Source organism: Prochlorococcus marinus str. MIT 0918, assembly GCF_027359415.1.
In the GTDB taxonomy this organism is placed as follows: Bacteria; Cyanobacteriota; Cyanobacteriia; order PCC-6307; family Cyanobiaceae; genus Prochlorococcus_E; species Prochlorococcus_E marinus_C.
Genome location: NZ_CP114780.1, coordinates 1,113,632 through 1,133,580, shown reverse-complemented (window position 1 = coordinate 1,133,580; position 19,949 = coordinate 1,113,632). Strand labels below are relative to the sequence as shown.

The following is a 19,949-nucleotide window of genomic DNA, read 5'->3' as shown; positions in this document are numbered from 1 at the left end:
TCGATGGCAATTAACCAACGAAAAGGTGTTTTTCGTTGGTGGTATAGGAAAGGTGTGCTTTATTGGATGCTGATTTTTTTATTTTTTCTTTTTATTCGTGTCTCAAAAGGAGCAATATTGCTTGATGTATTTTCAGTGATATCTAGACCATTTTGGCCTGGAAGTGGCCAGAAAGAATGGATAACAAAAAGTATGGATTTGGAGCAAAAAATTAGACTTGATATGCTTGAAAAGGATAATCATCGTTTGCGTAGTTTATTAAAGCTAAAAACTTCTTCTAAGGAAAATTTCATATCAGCTGTAGTTATTTCTAGAAGGCCTAATGATTTTTGGCAGCAATTAGAACTTAGCAAAGGTAAAAATGCTGGAATTAGTAAAGGAGATGTAGTGCTTGGCCCTGGAGGCTTATTAGGACTTATTGATAGCGTTACTCCTCTAACTTCCAGAGTAATGTTAATCACTGCACCTTCTAGTAATTTAGGGGTTTGGATAGAGCGTACAAAGGTACATGGGGTTTTAGAGGGTATTGGCACTCACCGTCCTCAATTGACTTTTCTTGATAAAAAACCTAATGCTTTATCTGGCGATATAATTACTACCTCTCCTGCCAGTACTTTATTGCCCCCAAATTTGCCAGTGGGAGTCATACAACAAATAAATCATGATAACTTGCCTTCTCCTTCTGCTTTTGTTCAGTTGTTGGCATCACCAGAAGCAATTGATTGGGTTCAGATTGTTAAGCGTTAATGAGAAAACTTAAAAAGAAAATTGTTTATCAATTTCTGGCTTTCTTAGTTCCATTATTTACTTTCCTTTCTCCACCGTGGTTATTAATTTCAGGAATTGGACCTAGATGGGCTCAATTATGGCTATTGCCTTGGGCACTTGAAGAAGGACCAGTCTCTGGAGCTTTTGCAGGTTTGTATTTAGGTTTGGTTCTAGATGGAATGAATTTGGCAGGATCAACTCAAATTCCTGCTTTAATTTTGTTGGGCTTGTGGTGGGGCAGATTAGGAAGAAAAGAAAACTATGTTTATAAAAAATTTAGTCTAGGATTTTTTGCATGGCTTGGTGTTTTTGTTAGTGGATTAAGTATTTGGCTTCAAACAATATTCTTTGTTCAAAAAAATTTATTTTTTATATTTAATGCTTGGTTTTTGCACAATTTATTTGCAGGGGCAATTCTTAATGCTTTAATAGCGCCATTATTATGCCCATTAATTATGAAATATTTTTTAAGAGAAAAACAGGAAAGATATGCAAGAAATATTCATCATTAGTGTAATTAAATTATAATATTAAGAAGATTTCTTTTAGTTATTTAAATAACTAAAAGGGTTGCTAGTTTCCAAGAACAAGTTTAACAAAATAGGTATTATTGCCTAGGCAATAGTACCTCCCAAATATTAAAAAAAATGGAAAAATTCATAATTTGGGCTTCTACTATTTGCCTTTGGATGGGGGTGGAAGGTTATGGTTGCATTTCTCAATGAGGAAATGTCAATGCCTGAGGAAGGTTCATCCATTCTTCAGAAGAGCACTGATGGACCGCCTATGACTAAGGTCTCATCACATACTAATGCCACTATTCTGGTTGTAGACGATGAACCTGCGGTTCTTAAAGTCTTGGTTACTAGGCTGGAATTATCCGGTTATACCGTTGTTTCAGCAAAAGATGGTGAAGAGGCGTTAGATGTTTTCCATCAAGAATGTCCAGACCTTGTTGTTTTGGACGTTATGTTGCCGAAACTTGATGGCTTTGCTGTATGTAGAAGGTTAAGAGCAGAATCCATTGTCCCAATTATTTTTCTTAGTGCTCTAGAAGCTATTTCTGAACGTGTTGCTGGATTGGATTTAGGAGCTGATGATTATATATCTAAGCCATTTAGTCCAAAAGAACTTGAAGCACGCATAGCAACTATTTTAAGAAGGATGGGGCCAGGAGCGGCTGTCGCTGAGCCTAGAGAAATTCCTGCTGGTCAAGGGGTTATGAAATTAGGAGAGTTAGTGGTAGATACTAATAGAAGACAAGTAAGTAGAGGTGGAGAGAGAATAGGATTGACTTATACAGAGTTTAGTTTGCTTGAACTGCTTTTCCGAGATCCAGGAAAAGTTGTCCCTAGAGCTGAGATTTTAGAACAATTATGGGGATATCCTCCTAGACGCGCAGCAGACCTAAGAGTTGTCGATGTATATGTTGCTCGTTTACGTGGCAAATTAGAGCCTGATCCACGCAACCCAGAGTTAATTTTGACAGTTAGAGGCATTGGTTATTCCTCGCAAAGGCTGGGTGATTTTCCCCCAGTTGCTTCTTAAACACAAAAAATGAATTGTTTTATTTGCTTGTTTATCTACTCTCTAGATAAATAGATTGTTTTTGTTTTCTTTTGTCTGAACTTAGAGAAACTCGTTTAGGAAAAGCAGCTGCTTTGAGGAAAGTAGGTAAAACTCCTTATGCAACAGATTTTCACCCCACTCATACTACCTCTCAATTGCAGGTTGATCATCAAGATTTACCTAATGGTCAAGAGAGGCTATTAGAAGTTTCTGTGGCTGGAAGAATAATGGCTCGCAGAGTAATGGGAAAGCTTGCTTTTTTTACTTTGTCTGATGAATTAGGCTCTATTCAACTTTTTTTAGAGAAATCCACTCTTGAGAAGTTTGAGCCTTCTGTCGATTCAGACTCAGGTTCTTTTAAGCAGATGACCGATTTAGTTGATACAGGAGATTGGATTGGTGTAAAGGGGATTTTGAGAAGAACTGATCGTGGTGAATTGTCTGTTAAGGTTCATTTTTGGTCAATGTTGTCTAAATGTCTGCAACCTCTTCCTGATAAATGGCATGGATTAGCAGATGTAGAGAAACGTTATAGACAGAGATATTTGGATTTAATTGTTAATCCTGATTCAAGAAATACTTTTCGTAAAAGGGCATTGATGGTTAGTTCAATTCGCCGTTGGTTAGATGATCATAGGTTTTTGGAAATAGAGACTCCTGTTCTGCAGGCAGAAGCTGGTGGCGCTGATGCAAGACCTTTCGTTACTCATCACAACACTTTTGATGTTCCTCTGTATTTAAGGATTGCTACGGAACTTCATTTGAAAAGGCTTGTAGTGGGGGGGTTTCAGAGGGTATACGAACTTGGAAGGATTTTTAGAAATGAAGGTATCAGTACTCGTCATAATCCTGAATTCACATCAGTTGAGATTTACCAAGCTTTCGCTGATTACAACGCCATGATGGATTTAACAGAGGAACTTGTTACCTCAATTTTTCAAGAGATCCATGGATCTCTTGAAATTCCTTATCAAGGGACCCTTCTTAATTTGACTCGTCCATGGCGCAGAGCATCTATGCATGATCTTGTTTTGGAATCAACAGGATTAGATTTTGTGGCTTTTAACGATGACAGAGAGCAAGCGGCTTTTTCGATGAAGAATGCTGGTTTAGAAGTTCCAGCTAAAGCAAATAGTGTTGGAAGACTTTTGAATGAAGCTTTTGAACAAGCCGTAGAACCTAATCTTTTGCAGCCTACTTTTGTGATGGATTATCCAATCGAAATTTCTCCTTTAGCTAGAAAACATCGAACTAAAAAAGGTCTTGTTGAGAGATTTGAATTGTTTATTGCTGGGCGAGAGACTGCCAATGCATTTAGTGAATTAATTGATCCTATTGATCAGCGAGAAAGACTTACAGAGCAGCAGTCACGTAAAAAAGCGGGTGATTTGGAAGCACATTCTTTAGATGAAGATTTTCTTAATGCTTTGGAAGTGGGTATGCCTCCTACAGGTGGCTTGGGTATTGGAATTGATCGATTGGTAATGCTTTTGACAGATAGTCCTTCAATTAGAGATGTAATTGCTTTTCCTTTACTTCGACCAGAGTCCGGTTCTCAGTAATCGGAAATAGGCCCATCAAAGTGGATAATAGATCTAAGTATCAAGTCGTCTAGGGATGAGCGGAGAGCGCGTTGGTTTCAGGTTTAAGCACACTGATGCTGTGGTTAAGCGCAATCCTCAAGGCCGGTCTAGGCGAGGTTGGGTAATGGAGCCTGTTGAACAAACAACAAGTCGTGGCACCAAAATGCCTGCTTATCGCATTAGATGGCGGGATAGTGAGCGTCCAGAAATTGTTTTGCAACATATGTTGATTGCAGATCCTGATCCAACTCCTCCACCAGAAAACGTGAGCCTTGAGCCTCCTTCTTCTGAAAAATAGGACTTAACTTTTTTATTATTAGTTGGGAATTTAGCGATCATTCCTAAAATAAAAAATCATTTTTTCCTCTTAATCTGACGCTCAATGTGTCTGGGTTTCCTGACATTGCCATGATGCTTTTAGGGTAGGGGTCATTTAACTTTTCTCTTGCTTTTGATTTGGTGATTGTGTAATTATTGGCTTTTCAATTTCTTTTTCTAATGGTTTCATAGCTTCTGAACGAGATAAAAGAAACGCTTGTGAGAGTTTTGCTATTGATCCTTCTTCAATATTGAGGCAACTAAGTTCATTAAATGCGATTTGATAAGCTTCTTCAAGCATTTGAATTAGCTTTTCCCTCTGGAATTTGATTTTGATTCTTTTTTCTTCTCTTTCCATTGTTATTCATATTTTAAATACTGATCAATCCTAATATCTATCAAGGGCTGATTTTACTTCTCTTTGAGATTGTTTTCTTTTTTCACTTTCTCTTTTATCGTGTAACTTTTTACCTCTTCCAAGCCCAATAGTTATTTTTATCCATGATCCTTTTAAATACATGTTAAGAGGAATCAGAGTTAACCCTTTTTTATTAATTTGATTTTCTAATTTATTAATTTCTTTTTGATGTGCTAATAATTTTCTAACTCTTAATGGATCATGATTGAAGTAATTGCTTGCATTTTTAAAGCCAGATATATGAACATTGTGTAATAAAAGGTTGCCTTGACGAATAAGACAGAAACCATCTCTCAAATTTGTGTTGCCTGCTCTTATTGATTTAACTTCAGTACCTAGTAGTTCAATACCAGCTTCTAGCGTCTCTAAAATTTCATATTGGTATTTTGCATAGCGATTGTCGGCTAAGCGTCTAAGTGACTTAGTTTGAGATGGTTTAGATTTTTGTTTAGTTTTCCCTTTAGACATTTTCTGTCACTACTCTTTTGAGAGTACACAAGAGTCCTTATCCTTATAAATATGGCAATTGTGTCCTCTGGTTTTGAGAAATCACCATCTCCTAATATAAATAGGAAGATTAGATTATTGGATCCAACACTGCTTGAGGAGGATACAAAAACAAAAAAAGAAGATTCTTTAAGACCAAACTCTTGGCATGAGTTTATAGGTCAGTCAGCATTGAAAGAAGTTCTGTCTATTTCGGTAAAAGCTGCATTATCTAGACAAGAAGCTTTAGATCATGTCTTGTTATATGGACCGCCGGGATTAGGGAAAACCACAATGGCTTTGGTTTTAGCTAATGAGCTTGGGGTGAAGTGTCGTATTACTAGTGCTCCAGCACTAGAAAGACAAAGAGACATTATTGGTTTATTGCTGAATTTGCAGGAAAATGAAGTTTTGTTTGTTGATGAGATTCATAGATTAACAAAAGTAGCAGAAGAACTTCTTTATCCTGCATTGGAAGATTTCCGTTTGGATCTGACTGTTGGTAGAGGTACGACTGCTCGTACTAGAGAAATTACTCTTCCTCGCTTTACACTAGTTGGTGCTACTACTAGACCAGCTGCTATAAGCTCTCCTTTGCGAGATCGTTTTGGAATTACACAACGATTAAATTTTTATAATTTGCAAGATCTCGAGATGATCATTCAGAGAACAGCCAAATTATTTAATTTATCTCTTGATGTTGAGGCTGGTCTAGAAATAGCTCGTCGTTGTAGAGGTACGCCCCGTATTGCCAATCGCTTACTACGTAGAGTCAGAGATTATGCAACCGTTAAAAATAAGATAGATCTAGTAGATAAATCATTAGTGGATGATTCTTTGAAATTACATCAAGTTGATGAACGTGGTTTAGATCAATCTGATAGACGTTTATTGTCGTTTATTTGTGATAATCATAATGGTGGTCCTGTTGGGTTAGAAACCCTTGCAGCAGCCTTGGGAGAAGAGACTGCAACGTTGGAGGCTGTTGTTGAACCTTTTCTTATGCAAATTGGTTTTCTTAAGAGAACTCCTCGAGGAAGGGTTGTCACACCTGAGGCGATTAACCATCTTAATTTTCATTATGGAACAGATACCAATTAGTTATATGAGAAAAAAAATATTTTTTTGCTTATCGCTTTGTTTTTTAGTTCTGTTATTGCATCCTATGGATGCGTTAGCGAATCATTCAGTTCCTTTGGACTTTGAAAAGGCTCTAAATGAAAGTAGAGCCGGAAATTTTAAAGAAGCTTTGGGGTATTGGGATAATGTGATCGATTTATATCCAACAAATGGTGTTGCATTGAGTAATCGTGGAAATGTGCGTCTTGCTTTGGGTGATTTTGATGGTGCGATTGTTGATCAAGACCGTGCTATCGAAATGCTTCCAGATGAGATTGACCCTCATCTTAATCGAGGTATTGCTGAAGAAGCTTTAAAGCGATGGAATGAGGCCATTGAAGATTACGAATGGGTTCTGACTAGAGATCCAGATAATGCTTCGGCTTTATATAATTTAGGAAATGTCAAGGTGAGTCAGGGGGATTGGCTTCAGTCAAAATTGCTATTTAATAAAGCAACATTAGTGAATCCTGATTTTGCCATTGCTCTTTCTAGTAAAGCCTTAGCAAATTACCAATTAAATGAATTAGATGCTGCTGAAGAACAGCTTCGTGCATTGATAAAGACCTATCCCATGTTTGCTGATGGAAGAGCTGCTTTAAGTGCACTTTTATGGCATAAAGGTGTCTTGGGAGAAGCACAAAGTCATTGGGCTGCTGCTTTTGGTTTAGATAATCGATATACAGAAGAAGATTGGCTCTTAAATATCCGTCGCTGGCCTCCTGAACCTACAAAAGATTTGATGGAATTTTTAGATAAGAAATCAGTATGAGTTTATTACCCACTAATAACAATTTGCAGTCTTTCTTGCCTGAGTTGATACAACTTAGGAGGCATTTACATGCTCATCCCGAGTTAAGTGGAGCCGAGCATCAGACAGCTGCTTTGGTTGCAGGTGAGTTAAAAAAATATGGATGGAATGTAACTGAGTCAGTTGGCAAAACAGGGTTGATTGCAGAATTAGGAAATACCAGTGGAGCTATTGTTGGATTGAGAGTTGATATGGATGCTTTACCTGTAGAAGAAAAAACAGGCTTAGCTTATTCCTCTTTGACGCAAGGTGTAATGCATGCATGTGGTCATGATATTCATACATGCATTGGCATTGGAGTGGCAAAACTTTTAGCTGAAAACAAGAGCCTTTTAACTGGTGTTCGTTTGTTATTTCAACCTGCTGAAGAAATTGCTGCTGGTGCAAGATGGATGAAGAATGACGGAGCTATAAAAGGTTTAAATGCTCTTTTTGGCGTTCATGTTTATCCGGAATTACCCAGTGGTTATATTGGAATTCGTAATGGAACTTTGACTGCAGCAGCAGGTAAATTAGAAATCGAGGTTATAGGTGATGGTGGTCATGGGGCGAGGCCTCATCAGGCTGTTGATGCTATTTGGATATCATCACGGATCATAAGTGGCATTCAGGAGGCAATTAGTAGGCAATTGGATGCATTAATGCCTGTTGTTGTCAGCTTTGGAAAAATTGAAGGCGGAAAGGCATTTAATATAATTGCGGATCGAGTCAAATTAATCGGAACAGTTCGTTGTTTAGATTCAGAGCTTTATGAGAGGCTTCCAGCTTGGTTGGAAAAGAAAATCAATTCCATAGCAAATAGCTTAGGGGCAGAAGTAATAGTAAAATATACCTCTATTGCTCCACCAGTTTTTAACGATCCAGCTCTCACTGATTTAGTCGAAAATTGTGCAAAATCTTTACTTGGTCCAGAGAAGGTAAAGAGATTAGGTTTACCGTCTTTAGGAGCAGAAGATTTTGCCGAGTATTTAATAGATGTTCCTGGAACTATGTTTCGTTTAGGAGTGGCCCCTCCTGAAGGATGCGCACCATTGCATAATGGTGCTTTTGCTCCTGATGAAGAAAGTCTTTCAATTGGAATAAAAATATTATATTCAACTCTTTTAACATGGATGGAAAAACACCAATCTTTGCTTCATAGCTAAACTTTTATGAGATTTAAGAACAACTCTTGGCTTTCTTTTGCGGCACCACTCTTAGTTTTTATTGCAATATTTGGTTTTCTTAATCGCAAAGGTAATGATCGAATTCAAGCTGTACCAGCTTTATTGATAGGTATCGGTTTGAGTTGTTCTAGTGCTATTGGTAGGAATATTCGACGTAAAAAATTATTGACTGAAATTCTGCATATAAAGAATCATGAGAATTAGGTATTTGCTTTCAAAGATTTAAGGCCTTTTGTGTGAAAAATCGCTAGCTTACAAATATCACTAGGGGTGCCAAAAAGTTATTTTTGGCTGAGATCACACCCTCTGAACCTGCTCCATTAAATCTAATGGAGAAGGAAAGTGAAAGAGAGTGATCAAAGCTTTAAAAAAGACACCCCTTAGTTTTTCTATACTTTTTGAGTTATGCGCAATTCATGGGTTGCTCCACGTAGAGGACAGAGCAATGTCTCTCAAATGTATTTTGCTCGCAGGGATATAATAACGGAAGAAATGTCTTTTGTTGCTAAGAGAGAAAACTTGCCAGAATCTTTGATTATGGAAGAAGTTGCTCGAGGAAGAATGATTATACCTTCCAATATTAATCATTTAAATTTAGAACCTATGGCGATAGGAATCGCTTCTCGTTGCAAAGTGAACGCGAACATTGGTGCTTCTCCTAATGCAAGTGATGTTCAAGAAGAATTGAAAAAGCTCCAACTTGCTGTCAAATATGGTGCTGATACCGTTATGGATCTTTCCACAGGCGGAGTAAATCTCGATGAGGTTAGGACGGCTATTATTCAAGCTTCACCAGTACCTATAGGAACAGTCCCTGTCTATCAAGCATTGGAAAGTGTTCATGGATCAATAGAAAAGTTATCTGAAGATGATTTTTTGCACATAATCGAAAAGCATTGTCAGCAGGGAGTTGATTATCAAACTATTCATGCTGGATTATTGATAGAGCATTTGCCTAAGGTCAAAGGAAGACTTACAGGAATTGTTAGTCGTGGTGGAGGAATTCTTGCTCAATGGATGTTATATCACCATAAGCAAAACCCATTGTTTAATCGCTTTGATGATATCTGTGAGATTTTTAAGCGATATGACTGTAGTTTTTCTTTGGGAGATTCTTTAAGACCAGGCTGTTTGCATGATGCTTCTGATGAGGCTCAATTAGCTGAGCTGAAAACTTTAGGGCAACTAACCAGACGTGCTTGGGATCATGATGTCCAAGTAATGGTTGAGGGGCCTGGGCATGTTCCGATGGATCAAATCGAATTTAATGTACGTAAGCAAATGGAAGATTGTTTAGAAGCACCTTTTTATGTTTTAGGTCCCTTAGTAACTGATATAGCTCCTGGTTATGACCATATAACTAGTGCTATAGGAGCGGCAATGGCAGGTTGGTATGGCACTGCAATGCTTTGTTATGTCACTCCCAAAGAACATTTAGGCTTGCCAAATCCTGAAGATGTTCGTGAAGGCTTAATAGCTTATAAGATAGCCGCTCATGCAGCTGATATAGCTAGACATCGTTCAGGAGCACGAGATAGAGATGATGAATTAAGTAAAGCGAGATATGCATTTGATTGGAATAAACAGTTTGAATTATCTCTTGATCCTGAAAGGGCGCAAGAATATCATGATGAGACACTTCCTGCTGATATCTATAAACAAGCAGAATTTTGTTCAATGTGCGGACCAAAGCATTGTCCAATGCAAACAAAGATCACTGATAAGGATCTAGAAGATTTGCAGGAGGTACTTTCTTCGAAAGGTGAAAAAAATTTAAACCTATAAATTAAAGTAGTTTAAATTCTCTTCTTACTGCGCTTTATTCACCAAGAAGTTTATTTGCTTTATCTAATACATTTTCTACTGTAAATCCAAATTTATTCATACATGTTCCTCCAGGGGCTGATGCTCCGAAACTATGCATTGTTACGCTGTCTCCATCGAGACCAATATATTTATGCCACCCAAATGCCTGTGCAGCTTCGACTACTATTCTTTTCCTTACATTAGATGGGAGAACTTCTTCTTTATAAGAATTGCTTTGCTCTTCAAATAGTTCCACACATGGCATAGAAACAACTCTGATTTTTTTACCTTTACCTGTTAATTCTTTAGCCGCTTCAACACAAAGATTTAATTCAGTACCTGTGCCAATAAAGATTAAATCTGGTAAACCTTCGCAATCTTCTAGAATGTATCCTCCTAGAGCTACTTTTTCGCTCGATGAATTTGCTTGGTTAGGCATTCCTTGCCTGCTTAAACATAAAGAGCTAGGACGTTTTCGATTTTCTATTGCGACTTTATAACTCCCAGAAGTTTCATTGCCATCACCAGGGCGAAACACCAACATGTTTGGTATAGCTCGTAATGAAGGAATTGTTTCAATTGGTTGATGCGTAGGCCCATCTTCTCCCACTCCAATTGAGTCATGCGTCAGAACATAAATAACTCCAAGCTCACTCAGTGCAGATAATCTCATGGAACCTCTCATGTAATCAGCAAAAACAAGAAATGTTCCTCCGTAAGGAATTAGTCCACTGTTGTGATAGGCAATTCCATTTAATATTGCTGCCATTCCATGCTCTCTAACCCCAAAGTGTAAATAACGTTTTTCTGGGGTTTCTGGCTGAAAAGATCCAGTTTCTCCTTTGATATCTGTGTAGTTAGAATGAGTTAAATCTGCTGAACCACCAATTAATTCAGGAAGATTGGGACCAAGTGCTCCTAAACATATTTGAGAATGTTTTCTAGTGGCTAGTCCGCTGTCATCTGATGAATAACTTGGCAAGTCTTTATCCCAATTATTTGGTAGCTCCCCTCGCAACATTCGTTCAAACTCATTTGCTTCAATAGGATATTTGCTTCTATAAGTTGATAATAGTTGATTCCATTCTTTTTCTAGTTTTTCTCCACGACCAATCGCTTTTTGGTATTCGCTATAAACCTCTTGCGGAATTTCAAATGGACCATAGGACCAATCCAATTGCTTCCTTGTAAGTTCTGTCTCTTCTTCGCCTAGAGGAGCACCATGAACACCTGCGGTGTCGCTTTTATTAGGAGCTCCATAGCCAATTGTTGTTGTAACTTTGATTAAAGAAGGTTTGTTTTTAACTTCTTTGGCTAAATGAATTGCTTTAGCAATTGCATCAACATCATTGTTTCCATCTGGCACGTGTTGAACATGCCAGCCATAAGCTTCATATCTCTTTAGTACATCCTCTGTAAAAGAAACGTCAGTCTTCCCATCAATTGTGATGTGATTATCGTCGTATAAGGCAATTAATTTACCTAATTTGAGATGCCCTGCAAGTGAGCAAGCTTCTGATGAAACTCCTTCTTGATTGCATCCATCACCCATTACAACGTATGTGTAGTGATCAACTAGCTCTGCATCGGCTTTATTGAATTTGGCGGCAAGATGGGCTTCTGCAATAGCAAGTCCTACAGCATTTGAAATACCTGCTCCTAGAGGACCTGTTGTTACTTCTACGCCAGCAGTCTCAAAAGTTTCTGGATGTCCAGGGGTTCTTGCACCCCATTGGCGAAATTGTTTGATGTCTTCAATTGTTACTGATTCATAACCCGTTAAATGTAAAAGTGCATATAACAACATGCACCCATGGCCTGCAGAAAGCACAAAACGATCTCTATTGAACCATTTAGGATTTTTGGGGTTATGACGAAGAAACTTATCCCATAAGGTATATCCCATAGGAGCGCATCCCATTGGCAGACCTGGATGTCCACTTTTGGATTTATTTATTGCATCTACAGCAAGCATCCGGATGCTGTTAATGCAGAGTGATTCAAGGGAAGCGGGCGCAGCGACCATTTTGTTCTTTGGTGATTAAAAGATTATGACTGATTGAGTGCTTTATTGAATTCGTTTAGTTCATTTTTCGGAATGCAAGGCATACATTATGTCCTCCGAAACCAAACGAGTTAGAAAGTACAACATTTAATTTGAGTTCTCTAGCAGTGTTAGGAACATAATCTAGATCACAGTCAGGATCTGGATTGGAATAATTAATTGTTGGTGGAACTACTCCATTTTTGATGGAAAGTACACATGCTACGGCCTCAATGCCACCAGATCCACCTAGCAGATGTCCTGTCATGGATTTTGTTGAGCTAATAGGGATTTGTAGGGCTCTGTTGCCTAGTGCTGTTTTTATAGCTGAAGTTTCATTGCGGTCATTTGCTGGAGTGCTTGTTCCGTGAGCATTAATATAATCAATCTGATTTGTTTCTACTTTCGCATCTTTTATTGTTTCTTTTATAGCTTCTGCTCCTCCTATACCACCTGGAGATGGCGCCGTTATGTGATGAGCATCACATGTAGTTCCATAACCAATTAACTCTGCATAGATATCTGCATCCCTTTTTAGTGCATGTTCAAGTGTTTCAAGAACGAGGATTCCTGAACCTTCTCCTATAACAAATCCATCCCGTTCTGAATCAAAAGGACGACTTGCTGAAGCAGGATCATCATTTCTAAATGATAGAGCCTTTGCACTTGAGAATCCAGCTACACCAAGAGGAGTAATGCTTGCTTCTGCTCCGCCACAAATCATTGCATCTGCTTTGCCAAGCTGCAGCAGCCTAAAAGAATCTCCTATTGCATTAGATCCTGCAGCACAAGCAGTTGCTACTGCTGAACTGGGACCTTTTGCTCCAAGAGCAATTGCTGCTAATCCTGATGCCATGTTTGGAATCATCATGGGCACAGTAAATGGACTCACTCTCCCAGGGCCTTTGTTATTAAGCACTTGGGCTTGTGTTTCCATGGTTAATAAGCCGCCAACACCAGAACCAATGATGACTCCAACGCGTGAAGCGTTAGTTTCATTAATCTTGAGTCCCGCGTCTGCAATCGCTTGTTTAGCAGCTATAACACCAAACTTTGAGAATCGATCCCATCGTTTCGATTCTTTTGGCTCTAAGAATCCAGTTGGATCAAAGTTTTTCACTTCCGCAGCAAAGCGACATGCATGTTTAGATGCATCAAAAAGTGTTATTGGTCCAACACCATTTTGGCCAGATTGCAAGCCATAGAAATAATCTTCGACGGTATTGCCAATAGGCGTAATAGCGCCAAGACCAGTAATAACAACTCGATGGAGGTTCTCCATCATTTAGATCCTCAAGACTGCTTTTCTTCTATATATTTAACAGCATCTCCAACAGTGGTAATGCTCTCGGCAGCTTCGTCTGGTATTTCAATGTCAAAAGCCTCTTCAAGTGCCATGACTAATTCAACAGTGTCAAGTGAGTCTGCTCCAAGATCATTTTGGAAGTTTGAGTCGGGCTTGATTTCAGCTGAATCAACAGTGAGCTGCTCTGCGACGATGGAGCGCACTTTTTCGAGAATTGCTTCCTGAGACATAATTCTGAGTATTTGAACGTATCCTACGGTTAATGGTAACTAGTTAACAAGAGTGAAGCCTCTTGCATGAATCAATATATCGTGAACCAAATTGAGTAAAGTTTTTTACATGCAACGTTATCTATAGGGCTTTATGTCCCACGCAGTAAAGATCTACGACACATGCATTGGATGCACACAATGCGTAAGAGCTTGTCCTCTAGATGTTCTCGAGATGGTTCCTTGGGATGGCTGTAAAGCCGGTCAAATAGCCTCATCTCCTCGCACTGAAGATTGTGTGGGATGTAAGCGGTGTGAAACTGCATGCCCTACAGATTTCTTAAGTATTAGGGTCTACCTAGGAGATGAAACTACTAGGAGTATGGGTTTGGCCTATTGAATTTATTTGTTTGAATCAAATATTGGGCTAGGTTGAGTAAACCAAAAAAACATAACCTTATAAGTTCATAATTTTATATATGTGTGGCATAGTTGCTTTAGTTGGTTCTCGTGAGGCGTCCCCTCTTCTTCTTGAGGGTTTAAAAAAACTTGAATATAGAGGTTATGATTCGGCTGGTTTAGCAACAGTTAGAGCAATAGAAGGTAATAGTAAAGGTCAAATGACTTGTAAAAGAGCTAAAGGTAAATTAGTTAATTTACTTAATTTATTGAAAAATAGTGGGGCACCTGGTTGTTTAGGTATTGGTCATACAAGATGGGCAACTCATGGTAAGCCTGATGAGCACAATGCTCATCCCCATAGGGATTTGGCAGGTCAAGTGGCTGTTGTTCAAAATGGCATTATTGAAAACCATAATTTTTTGCGGCAAAAACTTGAATCGACTGGCATTAAATTTCGATCAGATACAGATACAGAAGTGATTCCGCATCTGATATCAGAAGAATTAAAAGGCTTGAAGAAACAAGGAATTGATTCATCAGGTTCACTTCTTTTACTTGCTGTTCAAAATGTTTTAAAACTTTTAGAAGGCTCATATGCTCTTGCGGTTATCTGGACCGACGCTCCTGATTCTTTGATTGTGGCCAAAAGTAAGGCTCCTCTACTGATAGGCTTTGGAGAAGGAGAATTCCTTTGCGCAAGTGATACCCCAGCATTCGCTGGCTTTACTAGGACTGTTTTGCCTTTGGAAGATAAGGAGGTTGCTTTATTAACTCCGCTAGGGATAGAAATTTATGATTCGAAGGGGACACGTCAACATAGGTCTCCTTCATTAATCACTGGTTATGAAACGGACGGAGATAAAGGACGTTTTCGTCATTTCATGCTTAAGGAGATTTTTGAACAACCTGAGACAGCTGCTTTATGGATTTCTAGATATTTACCTGATGGATTATCGACTCAAACCCCAGTTGCTTTTCCGTTTGAGCATAATTTCTATGACTCTATTGAACGTGTTCAGATTTTAGCTTGTGGAACCAGTAGACATGCTGCCATGGTAGGTGCATATCTTTTAGAGCAATTTGCTGGTCTTTCATCCAATGTTTTCTTTGCAAGTGAATTTCGTTATGCACCGCCTCCTTTAGAACCTCATACACTTACAATTGGAGTTACACAATCGGGTGAGACAGCAGATACGCTTGCGGCATTAGCCATGGAAAATGAGCGACGTTCCGCATTAAATGATCCTAATTTTGCTTCTTTACAATTAGGTATAACCAATAGAATAGAAAGTTCTTTGGCTCGTCAAGTCCCTAATGTAATTGATATTTGTTCAGGTTTAGAAGTTGGTGTTGCTGCTACAAAGACTTTTCTGGGACAGTTATTAACTTTTTATGGTTTAGCGATAATGTTTGCAGCTAGAAGGAAGACACGTTCAGAGAAAGAAATCATTGATTTATGTAACCAATTAAAGTTAATACCAACAATCTTAAGAGAATTAATATCACAACATAATAATTTAACTGAAGAATTATCTCATCATTTTACAGAGACAAAAGATGTTATTTTTTTAGGGCGAGGTATTAATTATCCAATTGCACTTGAAGCAGCATTAAAACTTAAAGAGATAAGTTATATTCATGCAGAGGGATATCCAGCAGGAGAAATGAAGCATGGTCCGATTGCTTTATTAGATCAGAGAGTTCCAGTTATATCTATAGCAAATAAGGGCGTTGTTTTTGATAAAGTTTTGAGTAATGCACAAGAAGCAAAAGCAAGAGATGCAAATTTAATTGGGATTGCTCCTAGAAGTCCTGATACTAAAATCTTTGATCATTTGCTTCCAATTCCTGAAGTTAATGAATTAATTAGCCCTTTATTAACAGTCATTCCTATGCAACTATTGAGTTATCATATTGCAGCTCATCGAGGATTAGATGTTGATCAGCCAAGAAATTTAGCTAAAAGTGTCACAGTAGAATAGGTTTGAAAATCTGATTTAATTTTTCCTACCATATTTATCTTCAAATCTAACAATATCATCTTCTCCAATATAGGCCCCACTTTGAATTTCTATTAACTCTAAAGTCATTTTGCCAGGATTGGAAAGTCTATGTGTACAACCTAGGGGTATATATGTACTTTGATTTTCTCCTAATATTTCTTCTATACCATCTTTTTCAATTAAGGCAGTGCCACGTACCACAACCCAATGTTCTGCTCTATGGTGGTGCATTTGTAGAGAAAGACTTGCTCCTGGATTAACTTCAATTCTTTTTACTTGCCATCTCTTTCCTTCAATGATCGAAGTGTAATGCCCCCAAGGCCGATAAATTTTTGAATGGGTTAGTGCCTGAGAAGTATTATCTTTTTCAAGTTTTTTAACTATATCTTTAACCAGTTGAGATTCTTCACGATCTGCTATGAGGATTGCATCATCAGTTTCTACTATTACTAAATCTTGCACCCCCAGTCCAACAACCAGACGTTGTTCACTACGGAAATAGCAGTTTTGACTTGATTGTGCAATTACCTTGCCTCTTATAACATTCCCATTTTCGTCTTTATCGGCTGTCTCCCAAAGGGTTTTCCAGCTTCCAATATCACTCCAGCCAGCATTTAGAGGCAGGACAGAACCTAGTTTAGTTTTTTCCATAACTGCTACATCAATCGAGATTTTTGGACATTGATTAAATGATTTTTTCTCTAGTCTGAGAAAATCCAGATCTTTCATTTCTCTTGATAATGCTTGTTTGCAACAAGAAACTATTTCAGGTGCGAACTTTTCCAGTTCTTTTAGAATCACACTTGTTTTAAATAAAAACATTCCGCTATTCCATGTAAAACGCTTGTCTTGTAAAAACTTTTCGGCAGTTAGTTTATCGGGCTTTTCGACAAATCTCTTAATTGACTTTGCTATTAATGGATTGTTGCTTGTTTGTTCTTCGGCTTCTATATATCCATATCCAGTTTCTGGACTAGTTGGGCATATACCAAAAGTTACTAATCTACCTGCTTCTGCTGCACTTGAACCTGCTTGGATAGCTTCAATTAGCTTTCCTTCATTCATAATTTGATGATCTGCTGATAGAACAAGTAATAAAGGATCTTGTTCTTCTTCATTAGCTTTGAGGGCTGCAATTGTTATTGCAGCAGCAGTGTCTCTTCCAGTTGGCTCAAGAAATATCGCTCCAGTCTTCACATTTATTTCTCTCATCTGTTCTGCAACTATGAATCTATGATCTTCATTGCAAATTAGATAAGGGTCATGTATTCCTTTGATGCTCTGAAGACGCAGTTGAGTTTCTTGCAATAAGGTTTTCTTGCTATTGAGCGCCCAAAACTGTTTTGGATAACTAGCTCGTGACAAAGGCCATAACCTTGTCCCTGTCCCTCCACACAGAATTACTGGTATTAATTTTTTGTTAGTCACTTTTTTGTTATCTAAGTTATACATCTATAGTTGAATGAATTTTTAAAGGTCTAATAGACCTTTAGGAGGAGAAATTATTAACCAGCCTTCCTTAATATGGATTTCTGGAACAATTTCTTTTACAAAAGGAATTAAGACTTTTTTCCCTTCTAGTAATTTTACTTCTAATAGATCATTTCCAGCACTGGATAAATTAATTACTTCTCCTATTTCATTTTCTTTATTACTTAACTTAACTTTTAATCCAATTAGGTCCAGAAAGTGAAATTCACCTTGTGCAAGCTTAGGCCTTTGATTTGATTTCACTAGAAATTTATGTCCTACTAAGTCCTTTGCTTTATTTCTGTCGTCTATTCCTGAGAAAGAAACTATGTATATAGATTTTCCTGGAATACGTTTTCCTGAAACTAATTGTATTTTGTAAGGTTTTTCCTTGCCTTTTTGCAACCACCTTTCTCCTTGTTCGATAAACCTTTCTGGAAAATCACTTCTGGGGTTGATTCTTACTTGACCATGGAGACCTTGTGGGGCAACAACTTCTCCTACTGTTAACCATAGATTTTTTTCACACATGCTTAGTTTGCAACGGATTAGACTATTAATGATTTGATTTATGCCGTGAAAAATACAGACGGAATCATTCTGCCAGGTTCATCTGTCATAGTGAACAATTCTAGTTCCATTTACAATGGATATAAGGGATTTGTTCAACGTATAACTAAAAAAAAAGCTGCTGTACTATTTGAAGGAGGTAATTGGGACAAGTTATTAACCTTTCCTATTACTGATTTGGAACTGATTTAAGTATTAAGTTTGTTTAGAGAAGCTTTTGCGGCTTCTTTTGCTGCTTTTTTTCTTGAACTACCCCAACCTTCTCCCATCAGTTTTTCCTTTATATGAACTTTGCAATAGAACCTTTTTAAATCACCATGTAGTTTGGAAACTTCTTTTATTGTGTACATAGGCTTATTTAATCCTTGACCTTGACTCCATTCTTGAAGAGCAGATTTTGGATTTTGTTTATATGGATCTTCCAGTACTTTCTTGCTTTCTTGATCCCAATGAGGAGCGAGCCACGATTGGATCGAATCGATATTCCTTAAACATTCATACATTGCTCCTATTAAGGCTTCTGTTGCTTCTGCACAAATAGTTTTGGTAGCTGAACTATCTTTAAGAACTTTTGGGGCAATCAGCATGATGTCTTTAATATTGATTTGCGATCCAATTTTTGCAAGCCATTCATCACTTACCATTTGCGATCTTAATGCTGATCTTTCACCAACAGATAATGTAGGGAAGTTGTTTTGAATATATTCTGAAGCAGCAAGTCTTAATACTGCATCTCCTTGAAATTCTAATCTTTCATGATTTTTTTTAGGGTTAACAGATGAGTGAGTTAAGGCCTCATTAAGAATTTCTAAATTTAAGGGTTCATTTTTTTTGATTAATTTAATATCTGAATCTTTTAATTTAATTTTGTTAAGTAAAAAATAAATCTGATCCTCTCTTTTTTTTGAAATCATTCTTATTGCAAGGCAATTTTGTTATTTATATGTTTATATTTAAGATTAAATGAAAGCAGGGCGTAAGCCGGGTTCTGTTCACTATCCATAAATTAGGTTAGTGGGTGATCATCTGTCTGGGACTATCGTCTCCGATAGCCTCTAGCGGTTTTTTTTTAGGAAATAGGCAAAAATGGTCGACCTAGATCCTTTCCCTTGCACCCAGCCGGGGTTTACCAAGCCAGTACCTCTCGATACTGCTGGTGCGCTCTTACCGCACCTTTGCACCCTTACCTGTTCTTCAAGCAAGGAAATTGCCTTGTAGAAGTCATCGGCGGTGTGTTTCTGTGGCACTATCCTCACGGTCGCCCGCACTGGGAGTTACCCAGCAAGCTTGACCATTAGGGAGCCCGGACTTTCCTCAATCAACAAATTATTGTGGTAATAGCCACAAATGTTGATTGCGATCACCTCTCCTGCTTTCTAATTCCATAATGCCTTGAAGGAGGTATTTCTTCCAGTGGGGCTGTAGCTCAGTCGGATAGAGCGACGGTTTCCTAAACCGTAGGTCGTGGGTTCGAATCCCGCCAGCCCCGTTAAGATTTTAAAAAAGTTGCATAAGCTACATGTAGTGGGTGGCCAAAACCTGAACTCTTTCGCTAGCGTGTGAATGCAGCACGACAATAGATGACACAACTTCACGATTTAAGACTTCGTTTATTGGTGCAACAGGAGAGTGAGCAAATTGCTAAATCTCAGCCAACAGACTTAGATCTTTCAATTGTTCAAGCTAGGTGTTTGTGTTGGTTGGCTTTATTGGCAGAGACCCATGAAGATCAGGCAACTGAGGCGGAATCTAGAGGGGATGCAGAGCAAGCTATGGGTTGGTTTGCAGATTCAATGAGGTTAAGAGATGTAATTCAGGTTGTTACCAGCATCGAAGTCCCTATCCCAGAAAGTTCTGATGAAGCAGAGCAGGTTTAAATATATTTAGTTGCTTTTCCCTCG

General features: G+C 38.1%; 22 protein-coding genes, 1 tRNA gene, 1 other RNA gene and 1 riboswitch. Of the genes, 15 read left to right on the top strand and 9 right to left on the bottom strand.

Annotated elements, in window-relative coordinates; genetic code table 11:
* Positions 1-3 precede the first annotated feature (3 nt).
* From mreC to O5636_RS06260, 5 genes are all read left to right on the top strand, one after another.
* Complete coding sequence (mreC, locus tag O5636_RS06280; RefSeq protein ID WP_269621958.1) at positions 4-747, top strand: rod shape-determining protein MreC; 744 nt, start codon at positions 4-6, stop codon at positions 745-747.
* Positions 747-1,280: a rod shape-determining protein MreD gene (locus tag O5636_RS06275; protein ID WP_269621957.1), complete on the top strand. Its 534-nt coding sequence runs from the start codon at positions 747-749 to the stop codon at positions 1,278-1,280. The genes mreC and O5636_RS06275 overlap by 1 nt, the downstream gene beginning before the upstream one ends.
* A gap of 274 nt (positions 1,281-1,554) precedes the next feature.
* Positions 1,555-2,316, top strand: a complete 762-nt coding sequence (rpaB, locus tag O5636_RS06270) for a response regulator transcription factor RpaB (protein ID WP_269623539.1) — start codon at positions 1,555-1,557, stop codon at positions 2,314-2,316.
* A gap of 71 nt (positions 2,317-2,387) precedes the next feature.
* A complete protein-coding gene (gene lysS, locus O5636_RS06265; protein WP_269621956.1) occupies positions 2,388-3,899 on the top strand; it encodes a lysine--tRNA ligase in 1,512 nt (503 codons plus the stop codon).
* 55 nt (positions 3,900-3,954) lie between these two features.
* Entirely contained in the window at positions 3,955-4,218 is a 264-nt protein-coding gene (locus O5636_RS06260) for a hypothetical protein (RefSeq protein ID WP_269621955.1), read from the top strand.
* A gap of 135 nt (positions 4,219-4,353) precedes the next feature.
* On the opposite strand, the gene O5636_RS06255 is transcribed toward O5636_RS06260, so the two are convergent.
* Entirely contained in the window at positions 4,354-4,596 is a 243-nt protein-coding gene (locus O5636_RS06255; RefSeq protein ID WP_269621954.1) for a hercynine metabolism small protein, read from the bottom strand.
* A gap of 30 nt (positions 4,597-4,626) precedes the next feature.
* Positions 4,627-5,124 (bottom strand): SsrA-binding protein SmpB, encoded by a 498-nt coding sequence (gene smpB, locus O5636_RS06250; protein WP_269621953.1) that lies wholly within the window; start codon positions 5,122-5,124, stop codon positions 4,627-4,629.
* A 51-nt stretch (positions 5,125-5,175) separates the two neighbouring features.
* Here smpB and ruvB point away from each other — a divergent pair, with 51 nt between their 5' ends.
* From ruvB to thiC, 5 genes are all read left to right on the top strand, one after another.
* Positions 5,176-6,243, top strand: a complete 1,068-nt coding sequence (ruvB, locus tag O5636_RS06245; RefSeq protein ID WP_269621952.1) for a Holliday junction branch migration DNA helicase RuvB — start codon at positions 5,176-5,178, stop codon at positions 6,241-6,243.
* Positions 6,224-7,033, top strand: coding sequence for a tetratricopeptide repeat protein (locus O5636_RS06240; protein ID WP_269621951.1), 810 nt, complete (start codon positions 6,224-6,226; stop codon positions 7,031-7,033). Before ruvB ends, O5636_RS06240 begins: the two co-directional genes overlap by 20 nt.
* The gene (locus O5636_RS06235; protein WP_269621950.1) at positions 7,030-8,217 is read left to right on the top strand and encodes an amidohydrolase; all 1,188 of its coding nucleotides are present in this window, start codon (positions 7,030-7,032) and stop codon (positions 8,215-8,217) included. Before O5636_RS06240 ends, O5636_RS06235 begins: the two co-directional genes overlap by 4 nt.
* Positions 8,218-8,223: 6 nt before the next feature.
* On the top strand, positions 8,224-8,442 hold the full coding sequence (locus tag O5636_RS06230; RefSeq protein WP_269621949.1) for a DUF3188 domain-containing protein: 219 nt from the start codon (positions 8,224-8,226) through the stop codon (positions 8,440-8,442).
* A gap of 52 nt (positions 8,443-8,494) precedes the next feature.
* Positions 8,495-8,596, top strand: a riboswitch (TPP riboswitch).
* A gap of 47 nt (positions 8,597-8,643) precedes the next feature.
* The gene (thiC, locus tag O5636_RS06225) at positions 8,644-10,023 is read left to right on the top strand and encodes a phosphomethylpyrimidine synthase ThiC (RefSeq protein ID WP_269621948.1); all 1,380 of its coding nucleotides are present in this window, start codon (positions 8,644-8,646) and stop codon (positions 10,021-10,023) included.
* Positions 10,024-10,057: 34 nt separating this feature from the next.
* On the opposite strand, the gene tkt is transcribed toward thiC, so the two are convergent.
* Genes tkt through acpP form a run of 3 tightly spaced genes read right to left on the bottom strand, consistent with a single transcriptional unit; the run spans position 10,058 to position 13,624 of the window.
* Entirely contained in the window at positions 10,058-12,070 is a 2,013-nt protein-coding gene (gene tkt, locus O5636_RS06220; RefSeq protein WP_269621947.1) for a transketolase, read from the bottom strand.
* Positions 12,071-12,125: 55 nt separating this feature from the next.
* Positions 12,126-13,373, bottom strand: coding sequence for a beta-ketoacyl-ACP synthase II (gene fabF, locus O5636_RS06215; RefSeq protein ID WP_269621946.1), 1,248 nt, complete (start codon positions 13,371-13,373; stop codon positions 12,126-12,128).
* A gap of 8 nt (positions 13,374-13,381) precedes the next feature.
* Positions 13,382-13,624: an acyl carrier protein gene (acpP, locus tag O5636_RS06210; protein WP_269621945.1), complete on the bottom strand. Its 243-nt coding sequence runs from the start codon at positions 13,622-13,624 to the stop codon at positions 13,382-13,384.
* Between the two features lie 133 nt (positions 13,625-13,757).
* Here acpP and psaC point away from each other — a divergent pair, with 133 nt between their 5' ends.
* Complete coding sequence (gene psaC, locus O5636_RS06205; protein ID WP_006850103.1) at positions 13,758-14,003, top strand: photosystem I iron-sulfur center protein PsaC; 246 nt, start codon at positions 13,758-13,760, stop codon at positions 14,001-14,003.
* A 79-nt stretch (positions 14,004-14,082) separates the two neighbouring features.
* Positions 14,083-15,987: a glutamine--fructose-6-phosphate transaminase (isomerizing) gene (gene glmS, locus O5636_RS06200; protein WP_269621944.1), complete on the top strand. Its 1,905-nt coding sequence runs from the start codon at positions 14,083-14,085 to the stop codon at positions 15,985-15,987.
* A 15-nt stretch (positions 15,988-16,002) separates the two neighbouring features.
* Here the strand turns inward: glmS and O5636_RS06195 are convergent, their stop codons facing one another.
* Positions 16,003-17,436, bottom strand: coding sequence for a mannose-1-phosphate guanylyltransferase/mannose-6-phosphate isomerase (locus tag O5636_RS06195; RefSeq protein ID WP_420063757.1), 1,434 nt, complete (start codon positions 17,434-17,436; stop codon positions 16,003-16,005).
* 42 nt (positions 17,437-17,478) lie between these two features.
* The gene (gene rimM / locus O5636_RS06190; protein WP_269621942.1) at positions 17,479-18,009 is read right to left on the bottom strand and encodes a ribosome maturation factor RimM; all 531 of its coding nucleotides are present in this window, start codon (positions 18,007-18,009) and stop codon (positions 17,479-17,481) included.
* 45 nt (positions 18,010-18,054) lie between these two features.
* Between rimM and O5636_RS06185 the strand changes: the two genes are divergently transcribed.
* Positions 18,055-18,240, top strand: coding sequence for an NAD(P)H dehydrogenase subunit NdhS (locus tag O5636_RS06185; protein ID WP_269621941.1), 186 nt, complete (start codon positions 18,055-18,057; stop codon positions 18,238-18,240).
* Here the strand turns inward: O5636_RS06185 and rnc are convergent.
* Together rnc and rnpB are read right to left on the bottom strand one after the other, a co-directional pair.
* Positions 18,237-18,962 carry a ribonuclease III gene (rnc, locus tag O5636_RS06180; protein WP_269621940.1) on the bottom strand — a complete coding sequence of 242 codons (726 nt, stop codon included), beginning with the start codon at positions 18,960-18,962 and terminating at the stop codon, positions 18,237-18,239. The two genes, O5636_RS06185 and rnc, sit on opposite strands and share 4 nt — an antisense overlap.
* Positions 18,963-19,009: 47 nt before the next feature.
* Positions 19,010-19,425, bottom strand: an RNA gene (gene rnpB / locus O5636_RS06175) — RNase P RNA component class A.
* A gap of 38 nt (positions 19,426-19,463) precedes the next feature.
* Here rnpB and O5636_RS06170 point away from each other — a divergent pair.
* Positions 19,464-19,537 (top strand) — tRNA-Arg (locus O5636_RS06170).
* A gap of 91 nt (positions 19,538-19,628) precedes the next feature.
* Complete coding sequence (locus O5636_RS06165) at positions 19,629-19,925, top strand: hypothetical protein (RefSeq protein ID WP_269621939.1); 297 nt, start codon at positions 19,629-19,631, stop codon at positions 19,923-19,925.
* Positions 19,926-19,949: the final 24 nt, after the last annotated feature.

What these genes read in the sequence shown, in the direction of transcription:
- mreC (WP_269621958.1), top strand. Translation starts at nt 4, where the DNA reads ATGGCAATTAACCAACGAAAAGGTGTTTTTCGTTGGTGGTATAGGAAA.
- O5636_RS06275 (WP_269621957.1), top strand. Translation starts at nt 747, where the DNA reads ATGAGAAAACTTAAAAAGAAAATTGTTTATCAATTTCTGGCTTTCTTA.
- rpaB (WP_269623539.1), top strand. Translation starts at nt 1,555, where the DNA reads ATGACTAAGGTCTCATCACATACTAATGCCACTATTCTGGTTGTAGAC.
- O5636_RS06260 (WP_269621955.1), top strand. Translation starts at nt 3,955, where the DNA reads ATGAGCGGAGAGCGCGTTGGTTTCAGGTTTAAGCACACTGATGCTGTG.
- O5636_RS06255 (WP_269621954.1), bottom strand. Translation starts at nt 4,596, where the DNA reads ATGGAAAGAGAAGAAAAAAGAATCAAAATCAAATTCCAGAGGGAAAAG.
- smpB (WP_269621953.1), bottom strand. Translation starts at nt 5,124, where the DNA reads ATGTCTAAAGGGAAAACTAAACAAAAATCTAAACCATCTCAAACTAAG.
- ruvB (WP_269621952.1), top strand. Translation starts at nt 5,176, where the DNA reads ATGGCAATTGTGTCCTCTGGTTTTGAGAAATCACCATCTCCTAATATA.
- O5636_RS06240 (WP_269621951.1), top strand. Translation starts at nt 6,224, where the DNA reads ATGGAACAGATACCAATTAGTTATATGAGAAAAAAAATATTTTTTTGC.
- O5636_RS06235 (WP_269621950.1), top strand. Translation starts at nt 7,030, where the DNA reads ATGAGTTTATTACCCACTAATAACAATTTGCAGTCTTTCTTGCCTGAG.
- O5636_RS06230 (WP_269621949.1), top strand. Translation starts at nt 8,224, where the DNA reads ATGAGATTTAAGAACAACTCTTGGCTTTCTTTTGCGGCACCACTCTTA.
- thiC (WP_269621948.1), top strand. Translation starts at nt 8,644, where the DNA reads ATGCGCAATTCATGGGTTGCTCCACGTAGAGGACAGAGCAATGTCTCT.
- tkt (WP_269621947.1), bottom strand. Translation starts at nt 12,070, where the DNA reads ATGGTCGCTGCGCCCGCTTCCCTTGAATCACTCTGCATTAACAGCATC.
- fabF (WP_269621946.1), bottom strand. Translation starts at nt 13,373, where the DNA reads ATGATGGAGAACCTCCATCGAGTTGTTATTACTGGTCTTGGCGCTATT.
- acpP (WP_269621945.1), bottom strand. Translation starts at nt 13,624, where the DNA reads ATGTCTCAGGAAGCAATTCTCGAAAAAGTGCGCTCCATCGTCGCAGAG.
- psaC (WP_006850103.1), top strand. Translation starts at nt 13,758, where the DNA reads ATGTCCCACGCAGTAAAGATCTACGACACATGCATTGGATGCACACAA.
- glmS (WP_269621944.1), top strand. Translation starts at nt 14,083, where the DNA reads ATGTGTGGCATAGTTGCTTTAGTTGGTTCTCGTGAGGCGTCCCCTCTT.
- rimM (WP_269621942.1), bottom strand. Translation starts at nt 18,009, where the DNA reads ATGTGTGAAAAAAATCTATGGTTAACAGTAGGAGAAGTTGTTGCCCCA.
- rnc (WP_269621940.1), bottom strand. Translation starts at nt 18,962, where the DNA reads ATGATTTCAAAAAAAAGAGAGGATCAGATTTATTTTTTACTTAACAAA.
- O5636_RS06165 (WP_269621939.1), top strand. Translation starts at nt 19,629, where the DNA reads ATGACACAACTTCACGATTTAAGACTTCGTTTATTGGTGCAACAGGAG.